Origin of the sequence: Nocardia sp. CDC160 (assembly GCF_035818795.1) — a bacterium.
Classification (GTDB): Bacteria; Actinomycetota; Actinomycetes; order Mycobacteriales; family Mycobacteriaceae; genus Nocardia.
The window spans coordinates 624,811-636,532 of the sequence record NZ_JAYKYT010000002.1 but is presented as its reverse complement, the minus strand read 5'-3'; the positions used below and the strand labels follow the sequence as shown (position 1 = coordinate 636,532).

The window sequence follows — 11,722 nt, the reverse complement described above, 5'->3', positions numbered from 1 at the left end:
CGGCGTGCCACTGTTGACCCATGGGCTACGTCGTGGGCGATTACCTGCTCGATCGGCTCCAACAGCTCGGCGTCACCGAGATCTTCGGCGTCCCGGGCGATTTCAACCTCCAGTTCCTCGACCACGTCATCGCGCACCCCGATATCCGCTGGATCGGCAGCGCCAATGAGCTGAACGCGGGCTACGCCGCCGACGGCTACGCCCGCCTGCGCGGCATCGGCGCGGTCGTCACCACCTACGGCGTGGGCGAGCTCAGCGCGGTCAATGCCATCGCGGGCAGCTACGCCGAGCACGTTCCCGTCGTGCACATCGTGGGCGTCCCGGCCAAGGACATCCAGGCCCATCACCGCGTCATCCACCACACCCTCGGCGACGGCGACTTCCACCACTTCCGCCGCATTGCCGCCGAAGTGACCTGCGCCCAGGCCGATCTCGGCGCGGCCGACGCCTGCGCCGAGATCGACCGGGTGCTGAACTCGGTGCGCGTGCACCGGCGGCCCGGCTATCTGATGCTGGCCACCGACACCGCCCGCGTGGAGGTGTCCCCGCCCACGACGCCGCTGGCCCCGCCCGCCGATTTCAGCAGTGCCGGAGCGCGCGCGGCCTTCGAACAGGCCGCCCGCGCATTCCTCGCCGGTCATCGGGTGACCGTGCTCGCCGACATCGCCGTCGACCGCGTCGGAGCGACCGACCGGTTGCGCACGCTGGTCGGGCCGTCCGCCGATCAGCCGCAAGGCCTTCCGCACGCCACCCTGGCCTGGGGCAAGACCCTCGTCGACGAATCCGCCCACAACTTCCTCGGCATCTACACCGGCGCGGCCTCACCACCCGACGTCCGCGCCGCGGTCGAGGACGCCGATCGCCTGGTGACCGTCGGCGTCCAATACACCGACAGCATCACCGCCGGATTCAGCCAGCGCATCGACACCCGCCGGACCATCGACATCGGTCCCGAGCGCACCGTCATCGGGGGAGTGGAGGCCTTCGCGCCGCTGTCGCTGCCCGCCGCGCTGGAGATCCTCATCGATCTGGCCGCCGAATTCGCCCCGCCCGCACCGTTTCCCGCGCACGACGCCACCGTCGGTCTCGAGCCGCCCGCCGCCGACACCCCGCTCACCCAGGCCATCCTCTGGCCGATGGTCGCGGAGGCGCTGGGCAACAACAACATTGTCGTGGCCGACCAGGGTTCGGCCTTCTTCGGTCTGGCGACCCTGCGCATGCCGACCGGCATCACCTTCCTGGGCCAGCCGCTGTGGGGTTCCATCGGCTACGCCCTGCCCGCCGCGCTGGGCGCGGGCATCGCCTGCCCCGATCGCCGCGCGGTCCTCGTCATCGGCGACGGCGCGGCGCAGCTGTCCATTCAGGAGCTCGGCATCTGGATTCGCGAACAGCTCACCGGCGTGATCATTCTCGTCGACAACAACGGCTACGCCATCGAACGCGCGATCCACGGACCCGACGCTCCCTACAACGACATCGCGCCCTGGCGCTGGGCCGAACTCCCGCACGCCTTCGGCGGCGATGCCGAGTCCGTCCTGACCTTGCGCGCGACCACGGCCGGTGAGTTGCGACAATGTCTGAAAGCCGCCACCGACGAGCAGGACCGACTGGTCTTTCTGCAGGTGGTGACCGGAACCACCGACTACCCGCCGCTCGTCTCCGATATCGCCTCGGCGCTGACTCGGGCCAATAAGGGCACGTAGGGGCCGATTAACGGCCGGGTCGTGGGGTCTGGCACAATACTCGGGTTGCCTTGGGCGCAGTCATGCCCGGGCACCGCCCAAATATCCGGAGCACGAACCGGTCGAGCACCCCACCCGTGGGGGTTGGCCGCCAGGTTCCTCTGTTCGCGCGAACTCCAATAAGGACGGAAATGAACACCCTCGACTTCGTCGACGCAAGCTCGCTGCGCAGCGACATCCCGGACTTCCGCCCGGGTGACACGGTCAACGTGCACGTGAAGGTTATCGAAGGCAACAAGGAGCGCATCCAGGTCTTCAAGGGCGTCGTCATCCGCCGCCAGAACGGTGGCATCCGCGAGACCTTCACCGTGCGTAAGGTCTCGTTCGGTGTCGGCGTGGAGCGCACCTTCCCGGTGCACAGCCCCAACCTCGACAAGATCGAGGTCGTGACCCGCGGTGATGTGCGTCGCGCCAAGCTGTACTACCTGCGCGATCTGCGCGGCAAGGCCGCCAAGATCAAGGAAAAGCGCTGAGGTAGCGACCGCCCCCGACACGTTCGGGACGGTTCTCAAACGCCGAGTAGCCCGGCACCGCATGGATCTTCGCGGTGCCGGGCTACTCTGTTCCGGTGGCAGACGAGAGCGAGTCGGTGACGATGTCTGGTTCGGGCGACGACAACGGGGCGGACACCCCCGAGACCCCCCAGCCGAAGCCGAAGAAGAAGCAGCGCCCGTTCTGGCAGGAGCTTCCCATCCTGGTCGGTTTCGCGGCGCTCATCGTGGCCCTGCTGGTGACCTTCATCGGACGGCCCTACGTCATCCCCTCGCAGTCCATGGAACCGACACTGCACGGTTGTGCGGGCTGCACCGGCGACCGCATCTACGTGGAGAAGCTGAGCTACTACTTCGGCGATCCCGAGCCGGGTGACGTGGTGGTCTTCGTCGGCCCCACCAATAGCTGGAACAACCACTACAAGTCGATCCGCTCGTCGAACACGGTGGTGCGCGGCGTGCAGAACTTCCTGTCCTTCTTCGGACTGGTGCCGCCGGACGAGAACGATCTGGTGAAGCGGGTCATCGCCACCGGCGGGCAATCGGTCAAATGCTGTGACGCGCAGGGCCGAGTTCTGGTGAAGGACAACACTCCCGGATCGGACTGGAAGCCGCTGGACGAGCCGTACGTGAAGTTCAACAACCCCTTCGACCCCGCCCACCCCGACGTGCAGTTCAACGCGGGCGGCCGGGCCTTCCCGGAGGTCAAGGTGCCGGAGGGGAACCTGTGGGTCATGGGCGACAACCGCGCCGAGTCCGCCGACTCCCGCTACCACATGACCGACGAGCTGCAGGGCACCGTGCCGGTGAAGGATGTGCGCGGCAAGGCCGTGTTCAAGATCTGGCCGCCGAGCCGGATCGGTCCGGTTCGCGCGGTGGACCCCCAGACGAATTGAGAACCGCGGGATAATCGACCGGTGGGGAAGATGGCGAGCGGTGCCGGTGCGAATCGGAAAGAGCGCGGCGGCAAGAAGATTCAGCGGATCGACCGCGGTGACTGGCCGCCGCGCGTGGTCATGCGGTCCGCCGGTGGCCTGCGCACGCTCGAGGCCGCGCTGATCCGCAGCGGGCTGGGTCCGGTGGCGGGCGTGGACGAGGCCGGACGCGGCTGCGCGGCCGGACCGCTGGTGGTGGCCTCGTGTTTGCTACCGCCCAAGGCCTACACCTCGCTGGCCGGTCTCGACGACTCCAAGAAGCTCACCGAGAACGTCCGGGAACAGCTGTTCCCGGTCATCAAACGGATCGCCCTGGCCTGGCAGGTGGTGGTGATCCCGGCCTGGGAGATCGACGCCATCGGCATCCACGTGGCCAATATCGAGGGCATGCGCCGGGCCGTGGCCGGGCTCGACCCGGTGCCCGGCTACGTCCTCACCGACGGCTTCCGGGTGCCCGGCATTCCGGTGCCGAACCTGCCCGTGATCGGCGGCGATGCCTCCGCGGCCTGCATCGCGGCGGCCAGCGTGCTGGCCAAGGTGACCCGGGATCGCATGATGGTCGAGCTGGACGAGCAGTACCCGGGGTATGGTTTCGCCGCGCACAAGGGTTACAACACCCCCGAGCACAATGAGGCGTTGACCCGCCTCGGCATCACCCCCGAGCACCGTCGGTCCTGGCGAAACGTCCGGGAGACCGGCCGAGTGGCTACCGATACGGCGTATGCGGGATGATGTCTCTACACCCAGTTGGGCGACAAGGAGGACGTTCCACCCGATGAGCGCCGAGGACCTCGAGAAGTACGAAACCGAGATGGAGCTATCCCTGTACCGCGAGTACAAGGACATCGTCGGGCAATTCTCGTACGTGGTGGAGACCGAGCGTCGCTTCTACCTCGCCAATTCCGTCGAACTGCGTCCGCAGAACGCGGATGGCGAGGTGTATTTCGAGGTGCGGATGTCGGATGCATGGGTATGGGACATGTACCGGCCCGCACGCTTCGTGAAGCACGTTCGCGTCATCACCTTCAAGGACGTGAATATCGAGGAGCTGGAGAAGACCGACCTGCGGCTTCCGGAGTAATCCACAGCCCGCGAGTTATCCACAGCCTCTCCGTTTTCCCAGTTCGGCTTGGCCGGTCCCGTCACGGGTCCGGCCATGCTGGCTGAATGGCACAGCATCTGGCGCTCGGAGCGCAGGGGGAGGAACTGGCGGCGAGCTTTCTCAGCGCCGCCGGTATGGCGATCATCGCCCGCAACTGGCGATGTCGATCCGGCGAGATCGACGTCATCGCCGAGGACGGCGGGATGACCGCTTTCGTCGAGGTCAAGACGCGGCGCGGGCTGTCCTGCGGGCGTCCGGAGGAAGCCGTCACGCCGCTCAAACAGCAGCGCATCCGCAATGCGGCGCACGTGTGGCTGCGTGAGCACAGGGGTCCTTGGCGCGATGTGCGCTTCGATGTCGTCGCGATCATGCTCCGGCCCGGACGAGCCCCGGAGATCCGGCATCTCAAGGCGGTGTTCTGATGCCGCTGGGAAGGGCCTATTCCGTCGCGGTCAATGGCGTCGAGGGCCAACTCGTGGAGATCGAGGCCGATATCGGGCAGGGGCTGCCGTCGGTGCATCTGGTGGGCCGCCCGGATACGACACTGCAGGAGTCTCGAGACCGGGTGCGGGCGGCGGTCACGAATTCGGGTGAGAAATGGCCGGACGGGCGCGTCATCCTCGCCCTGTCCCCGGCGACGCTGCCCAAGGTCGGGAGCGTGTACGACTTGGCCTTGGCCGGGGCCGTGCTCGATGCGGCCGGTGCCATTCCCTCCAATCGGCTGGCCGAGTCGGTGCTGTTGGGCGAGCTGGCCCTGGACGGCCGGGTGCGGCGGGTGCGCGGCATTCTCCCGGCCGTGCTGGCGGCTCGGACCGCCGGTCGTCGCACCGTGATCGTGCCGACGGCGGCGCTGCCGGAGGCGGGCCTGGTGGACGGTGTCCGCGTACTCGGCGCGGCCACGCTGATCGAGCTGCTGGACTGGCTGCGCGGTGGCGGTGAGCTGACGCCACCGGACCCGGTCGTGCCCCCGGTCGCCCCGTCGATCGGCGACTTGCGCGAGGTGGTCGGCCAGGACGAGGCGCGCTGGGCGTTGGAGGTCGCGGCCGCCGGTGGCCACCATCTGCTCCTGACCGGGCCGCCCGGCATCGGCAAAACCATGCTGGCGCAGCGTCTCCCGGGACTGCTGCCGCCGCTGCGGGAGCGGGATTCACTGGAGGTCACCGCGATTCACTCGGTGGCGGGCACCCTGTCGGATGATTCGCCCTTGGTGACCGCACCGCCCTTCGTGGCTCCGCACCATTCGTCCTCGGTGACCGCCATGATCGGGGGCGGCTCCGGAACTGCGCGCCCGGGTGCGGTCAGCTGTGCCCACCGCGGTGTGCTCTTTCTCGACGAATGCGCCGAGATTGGCACGAAGGTTTTGGAGGCCCTGCGAACTCCCTTGGAGGAGGGGGAGGTTCGCATTGCCCGCCGCGACGGCGTGAGCCGTTTCCCGGCCCGCTTCCAACTCGTCCTGGCCGCCAACCCTTGCCCGTGCGCCCCCGCCCGCGATATCGATTGCATCTGTGCGCCTTTGGCTCGTCGCCGCTATCTCGGCAAGCTCTCCGGACCCCTCATGGACCGCATCGACCTCTCCGTGCAGATGCACGCCCAGGCCGCTGGAGCCTTCACCGGCGACGAGGTAGAGAGCAGCGAAACCGTGCGCGCCCGGGTGGCCGCGGCCCGCGAAGCCGCCGCGAAACGCTGGGCCGAGCTCGGGATGTCCACCAATGCCGAAGTCCCCGGACACGTTCTCCGCCAACGCTTCCGCCTCCCACACGAGGCCCTCGCCCCGGTGGAGAACGCCCTGCGCCACGGCCGCATGTCCGCCCGCGGCGCGGACCGCGCCATCAGAGTCGCCTGGACCATCTGTGATTTGCGCGGCGGTGAACTCCCCAACGGCCAGGACGTCTTGCAGGCATTGAGCTTTCGACAGCGGGGTGGAGCATGAGCGAGCCTAGAAACGACATCGACCCGACGCGACCGGCAACGGACGCTAACGAATCGGATTCGGCCACAACGGATGTGACGGGTTGCGCATCGGCCCCATTGCCCGATGCTATCGGCGCGACCGTGATCGGCTCCGGTGGCGGGGTGCCATCCCAACAGTGGCGTGATTCGGGATTCGGCCGGGGCTCCGGGTGGACCGGGGCGATGCATGGCGCGCAGGGAACGCCGGTTGGGGGCGGGGACGCGGATGCGCGACGGCTGGCCTGGGTCTATTTGTCGCGGGTGGTGGAGGGGCCGTGTGCGGCGTTGTCGATGTTGATCGAGTCGGTGGGGGTGGTGGAGGCGGCACGCGCGGTGCGGGAGCGCGCCTTGCCGGATGCGCTGCGCGGGCCGACCGAGCTGCGGCGTGAGATCGACAGGGCGGAGCAAGATTTGGCGCACATCGAGCGGCTCGGCGGGCGGGTGGTGACACCGGACGATGCGGAATGGCCCGCCTGGCGGATGCTCGGGTTGCGGCAGTTGGATCCCGAGCAGGATGCGGACGCCGCGGTGCCGCTCGTGCTGTGGGTGCGGGGAAAGCGTTCCTTGCTGGAGACCACCGAGCGGTCTATCGCCGTCGTGGGAGCCCGGTGCAGCACCGGCTACGGCAATCACGCGACCGGTGAGATCGCGGGCGAGTTGGCCGCGCGCGGCTGGACCGTCGTGTCCGGTGCGGCGTTCGGCATCGACGGGATGGCCCATCGGGCCGCGCTCGCTGTCGGCGGTATGACGATCGCGGTGCTGGCCTGCGGGCCGGATCGGCCGTATCCGGTGCAGCACGATCAGCTTTTGGCCGAAATCGCCGAAACCGGGTTAGTGGTCACGGAGTACCCGCCGGGGACGTCGGCTCGGAAGCACTATTTCCTGGCTCGGAATCGGCTGATCGCGGCGCTGGCGGACGGAGTCGTGGTGGTGGAGGCCGGAATTCGCAGTGGGGCCCGCAATACCGTGAAATGGTGTCGCCGTCTCGGACGTCCGGCAATGGCGGTCCCCGGCCCCATCACCTCCGCAGCCTCCGTCGGCTGCCATCGGATGATTCGGGAGGGCGAGGCGTTCATCGTGACGCGGGCCGAGGACATTCTCGATGAGGCCGGGCCGCTGCGGCTCTCGTTGCCGGGTGCGGTGCCGCCCAGCCCCGAGGACAACCTCTCCGGTGACGAGGCGCTGGTCCTTGCCGCCCTTCCGAGCACCGGCTCCCGGTTGCCCCGAGGCGTCGCGGTCGATACCGGCCTGCCGGTGCCCGCGGTCCGAGCGGCCTTGTCGGCCTTGGAGATCGCGGGCCTGGTCGGCTGTGACGGCGACGGCTGGTACCGCCTGAACGCACCGGCGACGTCGACCGCGACCATCGTCACCGCGCACGAGCGACACCGATGAGCGCGCCGAAGCGAGCGAAAGCTCCCCGGCCAGCGCCGTTCATCCGGCGCGTCGGTCGTGCGCGGCGGCCCCTCGGACTGTCAGTCGGGCAGGCCCGCCAGACGGTGGGGGGCGAGGAGTTCGGCGACTGTTTCGGGGGTGAGGAGGCCGAGTTCGGTGGCTACGGTGGCGACCGGTTGGCCTGTTTGCAAGGCGTGCTTGGCGATTCGGGCGCTGGCGGCGTAGCCGATGTGCGGGGTCAGGGCGGTGACGATGCCGATGGAGCGGTTCACGCCGGATTCGAGGTGGTCGCGGTGGGCGGTGATGCCGTTGACGCATTTGGTGGCGAGGGTGTCGGCGGCGGCGGTGAGATGGGCCGTGATGCGCAGCAGGCTGTGGGCGATGATCGGTTCGAAGGCGTTGAGCTGGAATTGTCCGCCCTCGGCGGCCATGGTCACCGTCAGGTCGGCGCCGATGGCCTCGAAGGCGATCTGGTTGACCGTTTCCGGGATCACGGGGTTGACCTTGCCCGGCATGATCGAGGAGCCCGCCTGCACCGGCGGCAGCGTGATCTCGCGCAGGCCGGTGATTGGTCCGGAGGACATGAGCCGCAGATCATTACAGGTCTTGGACAGCTTCACCGCGACCCGCTTGAGGATGCCCGACACCTGGACGAACGCGCCGCAATCCTGGGTGGCCTCGATGAGATTCTCCGCCGGAACGACGTTCTCGCCGGTGATCTCGCCCAGTCGTGTGCAGGCCAGCGCGGGATACAGCGGATGGCCATTGATGCCGGTGCCGATGGCGGTGCCGCCGAGATTGACCTCGCGCAGCAGCGCGATGCCCTCCTCGAGCCGTGCGCAGTCCTCGCGCAGCATGATCGCGAAGGTGGCGAACTCCTGCCCGAGGGTCATGGGCACGGCGTCCTGCAGCTGGGTGCGGCCCATCTTGATGACATCGGCGAATTCGGCCGACTTGCGCGCGAATTCGTCCGCGAGCCGCTCCAACGCCGCGACCAGCCGCCGAATGTGCGCGATGACGGCGAGCTTCACGGCGGTCGGGTAGACGTCATTGGTGGACTGGCCGAGATTCACGTGATCGAGCGGGTCGAGCTCGGCGTAGTCGCCGCGCTCGCGGCCGAGCAGCTCCAGCGCCCGATTGGCGATGACCTCGTTGGCGTTCATATTCGTCGAGGTGCCCGCGCCGCCCTGGATCGGGTCGATGGGGAACTGCTCGTGCAGTGCGCCACCGAGGATTTCGGCACAGGCCGCCTCGATGGCCTCGGCACGGCGGTCATCGAGCAGTCCGAGTTCGCGATTGGCCCTGCACGCGGCCTGTTTCACCGCGGCCAGTGCGGTGATCAGCGCGGGGTAGTTGCCGATGCGCTCGCCGGAAATGGCGAAATTGTCCAGGGCGCGGGCGGTATGGACGCCCCAGTAGGCGTCCCGGGGCACCTCGAGCGCACCCAGCGAATCGTGTTCGGTGCGGGTTTCGGTCGTTTCGGTGTGGTTACCGGTCATTGTCGTCTCCATGCGTTCGGCTTGTGGCTGGCAGGAAGGAAGGGTGAAAGTTATTGGGGCGAAGGTGAATCGGCGAGTTCGCCGACGAGATTGGTTGTCATCCACCGCCGCACCTCGTCCGCGTCGAGCCCGAGTCCGGCGAGATGGGCGAGTTTGGCCAGTGCGGCCTCCCGCGTCAGATCACCGCCCCCGATCGCGCCCGCGGCCAGCAGGGCGCGCCCGGGCTGATACAGGCCCAGATCGACGGTTCCGCTGTCGCAGTGGGTGATCACGACGACGGGTGTCCCGCGCTCGGTCGCCCGGCGGATCGCGGTGACCGTGTCCGCGGAGGTCGGCATGGTCCCCGCGCCGTAGCACTCCAGCACGACGCCGCCGTGGTAGATCCGCAGGGCCGCATCCAGCAGGGTGGTGTCCATGCCCGGGAAGACGGTGAAAAGTCCTACCGGACTGGGGTTTTCGACCGGGTATGACGCGACCGGACGGGCGGGCGGCGTCGACGGCGGGGTGAGCGGGCGCACGGTGGTGAACCCCTCGTAGCCGTCACTGCTGCGCTTGCTGGCCCGCACCGCCGGGTGCAATGTCGATCCGAAGGCGATGAACGTCCCCGGCGCGGGTTGGGTGGCAATCGAATTCAACGCGAGCATGAGATTGTCCGCGGCATCGCTGGCCGGTCGGCCCAGCGGGATCTGCGCGCCCGTCAGGACCACCGGCACGGTGACATCGTGCAGTTCGAACGCCAGGCGCGCACCGGTGTAGGCCATGGTGTCGGTGCCGTGAATGACGATCACACCGTCGGGCCCGCTGGCGACACCGTCGGGTGTGGTGGTCGTGATCGCGGCGCGGACCCGTCGGGCGATGCGGCAGGCGGTCTCGGGATCGGCATTGGCGCTGTCGATGACGCGGTCGAGTTCGGTGTAGCGGAACTCGACCGGAATCCCGAATCGGTCGGTGTAGGCGTCGACCAGATCGGCGACCGCACCGCCCATCCCCGCGCGCGGGCGCAGGCCGTCGCCACCGTCGACCATGCCGAAAGTGCCTCCGGTGTACAGGATTTCGACCCTGAGCACCGAAACCTCCGGCACCGCGAGATCGGCTGCCGCGCGCGTCATAGGGCGGACTTCCCTTCGCCCGCGGCGGCCTCGACGGGCGCGAGCACCTCGGTATTCAACCGCCCGCGCACCCGGTACCAGCCGATCACCATGGCCGCAACCACGCCGAGGAACGTCACCAGCGTGATGCGCCCGATCTCGGTGTCGAAGAACATCAGCACCACGACCGCGAGCAGAAACCCGAGGGTGAGGACATTGAGCACGGGCGCGTAGGGCAGCCGGAATTCCGGTCGCGCGTACTCGCCCCGGTCGGCGCGGCGCACGAAGATCCAGTGGCAGATCATGATCGAGGCCCAGGTGCCGACGATGCCGAGTCCGGCCAGGTTCAAGACGATCTCGAAAGCCTTCTGCGGCACAACGAGATTCAGCACCACACCCGCGATGCCCACCGCGCTGGTGAGCAGAATGCCGCCGTAGGGCACGCCGCGCCCGTTCATCCGGGCCGCGAAGCGCGGCGCGGTACCGGCGACCGCCATCGACCGCAGCGTCCGCCCGGTGGCGTAGAGACCGGCATTGAGGCTGGACATGGCGGCGGTGAGCACCACCAGGTTCATGACATCACCGGCGTGCGGAATGCCGATCTTGCCCATGACCGTCACGAACGGGCTCTCCCCGGCGGAGTAGGCGGTCCACGGCAGCAGCAGCGTGAACAGCACGACCGAACCGGCGTAGAACAGCACGATCCGCCACATGATGGAGTTGACCGCCTTGGGCACCACGGCGCGCGGATCATCGGATTCGCCCGCGGCGACGCCGATCATCTCGGTGCCGCCGAAGGCGAACACCACGCCGAGCGCGATGGTGAGCATCGGGGCGAGCCCGCGCGGGAAGATGCCGCCGTTGTCGGTGATGGTCGACAGGCCGGGGGTGTGGCCGCCGAGGTCGGTGCCGGTGACGATGAAGCCGATGGCCACCAGCATGAACACCACGATGGTGCCGACCTTGACCAGCGCGAACCAGAATTCCAATTCGCCGAACAGCTTGACGGACAACACATTCAGCCCGACCACGATGCCCAGCGCGACCAGCGCCAGCACCCACTGCGGCACCGGCACGAAGAACGACCAGTAGTGCACGTACAGCGCGACCGCGGTGATATCGGCGACCAGGGTCGTCGACCAGTTCAGGAAGTACAGCCATCCGACCGAATACGCGCCGCGCTCACCGAGGAATTCGCGGGCGTAGGAGACGAACGCTCCGGACGAGGGCCGGTACATGACCAGTTCGCCGAGCGCCCGCACCACCATGAAGGTGAACACGCCGCAGACGATGTAGACGATGGCCAGTGACGGTCCGGCCAGGGCCATGCGGCCGCTGGCGCCGAGGAACAGGCCGGTGCCGATGGACCCGCCGATGGCGATCATGCGCATGTGCCGCTTGCGCAGCTGCTTCTGATAGCCGAGGTCACCGGCGTCGACGCGCGCGGCGATGGCCGTCGGGGCGGTGGTGGACGCCGCGGACGGCGGTTGGTCGAGCTGCATGGAAACCCTCCTGGGGCCGCA

Annotated in this window: 11 protein-coding genes; 8 read left to right on the top strand and 3 right to left on the bottom strand. The window is 68.3% G+C overall.

The window, feature by feature from the left end; genetic code table 11:
- Positions 1 to 20 precede the first annotated feature (20 nt).
- The 8 genes from VMT40_RS10360 (at position 21) to dprA (ending at position 7,612) form a co-directional block, all read left to right on the top strand.
- Positions 21 to 1,703, top strand: a complete 1,683-nt coding sequence (locus VMT40_RS10360) for an alpha-keto acid decarboxylase family protein (RefSeq protein WP_326357764.1) — start codon at positions 21 to 23, stop codon at positions 1,701 to 1,703.
- Between the two features lie 170 nt (positions 1,704 to 1,873).
- Entirely contained in the window at positions 1,874 to 2,215 is a 342-nt protein-coding gene (gene rplS / locus VMT40_RS10355; RefSeq protein ID WP_033086110.1) for a 50S ribosomal protein L19, read from the top strand.
- Between the two features lie 95 nt (positions 2,216 to 2,310).
- Entirely contained in the window at positions 2,311 to 3,129 is an 819-nt protein-coding gene (gene lepB / locus VMT40_RS10350; RefSeq protein WP_442789944.1) for a signal peptidase I, read from the top strand.
- 30 nt (positions 3,130 to 3,159) lie between these two features.
- Positions 3,160 to 3,900, top strand: a complete 741-nt coding sequence (locus VMT40_RS10345) for a ribonuclease HII (RefSeq protein WP_442789974.1) — start codon at positions 3,160 to 3,162, stop codon at positions 3,898 to 3,900.
- A 43-nt stretch (positions 3,901 to 3,943) separates the two neighbouring features.
- A complete protein-coding gene (locus VMT40_RS10340) occupies positions 3,944 to 4,249 on the top strand; it encodes a DUF2469 domain-containing protein (protein WP_019929973.1) in 306 nt (101 codons plus the stop codon).
- Between the two features lie 86 nt (positions 4,250 to 4,335).
- Positions 4,336 to 4,692, top strand: coding sequence for a YraN family protein (locus VMT40_RS10335; protein ID WP_326357763.1), 357 nt, complete (start codon positions 4,336 to 4,338; stop codon positions 4,690 to 4,692).
- Positions 4,692 to 6,200, top strand: coding sequence for a YifB family Mg chelatase-like AAA ATPase (locus VMT40_RS10330; RefSeq protein WP_326357762.1), 1,509 nt, complete (start codon positions 4,692 to 4,694; stop codon positions 6,198 to 6,200). The genes VMT40_RS10335 and VMT40_RS10330 overlap by 1 nt, the downstream gene beginning before the upstream one ends.
- 203 nt (positions 6,201 to 6,403) lie before the next feature.
- Positions 6,404 to 7,612 (top strand): DNA-processing protein DprA, encoded by a 1,209-nt coding sequence (gene dprA / locus VMT40_RS10325; protein WP_326357761.1) that lies wholly within the window; start codon positions 6,404 to 6,406, stop codon positions 7,610 to 7,612.
- 80 nt (positions 7,613 to 7,692) lie between these two features.
- Here the strand turns inward: dprA and VMT40_RS10320 are convergent, their stop codons facing one another.
- Genes VMT40_RS10320 through VMT40_RS10310 form a run of 3 tightly spaced genes read right to left on the bottom strand, consistent with a single transcriptional unit; the run spans position 7,693 to position 11,701 of the window.
- Positions 7,693 to 9,111, bottom strand: coding sequence for an aspartate ammonia-lyase (locus VMT40_RS10320; RefSeq protein WP_326357760.1), 1,419 nt, complete (start codon positions 9,109 to 9,111; stop codon positions 7,693 to 7,695).
- Between the two features lie 50 nt (positions 9,112 to 9,161).
- Positions 9,162 to 10,220: an asparaginase domain-containing protein gene (locus VMT40_RS10315; protein ID WP_326357759.1), complete on the bottom strand. Its 1,059-nt coding sequence runs from the start codon at positions 10,218 to 10,220 to the stop codon at positions 9,162 to 9,164.
- Positions 10,217 to 11,701: an amino acid permease gene (locus VMT40_RS10310; RefSeq protein WP_326357758.1), complete on the bottom strand. Its 1,485-nt coding sequence runs from the start codon at positions 11,699 to 11,701 to the stop codon at positions 10,217 to 10,219. Before VMT40_RS10310 ends, VMT40_RS10315 begins: the two co-directional genes overlap by 4 nt.
- Positions 11,702 to 11,722: the final 21 nt, after the last annotated feature.